At 67.9% G+C, this 324-nt stretch carries 1 protein-coding gene; it reads left to right on the top strand.

All coding sequences use genetic code 11. The features are described from left to right. Positions 1-324, top strand: a 324-nt coding sequence (locus ACTSKS_RS11060) for a transposase (protein WP_442927563.1), incomplete at both ends; no start/stop codon positions are given.

The raw sequence follows: 324 nt of genomic DNA, 5'->3' as shown, positions 1-324 counted from the left end.
CCGCCCCGAGGCCGTGCTGGGCGACAAGGCGTACTCCTCCCGGGCGATCCGCACCCACCTACGTGCCCGTGGGATCAAAGCGGTCATCCCCGAACCGGCCGACCAGCAGGGCCACCGCAGACGGCGCGGTGCCCGCGGCGGGCGCCCCATTGGCCTCGACGCGGCCGCCTACAAGGGCCGCAACGTCATCGAGCGCCAGTACGCGCACCTGAAGCAGTGGCGGGGTCTGGCGACCCGGTATGACAAGTACGCGATCATCTACAGGGCCGCTGTGGTCCTGAATGCTGTGCTCGCATGGTCAAAACGATTGTCAGACATGCCCTA

Source organism: Micrococcus sp. TCR-5 (assembly GCF_052220525.1).
GTDB lineage: Bacteria > Actinomycetota > Actinomycetes > Actinomycetales > Micrococcaceae > Micrococcus > Micrococcus luteus.
The sequence above is the reverse complement of the archived record's forward strand: the minus strand, read 5'-3'. Positions and strand labels throughout refer to the sequence as shown.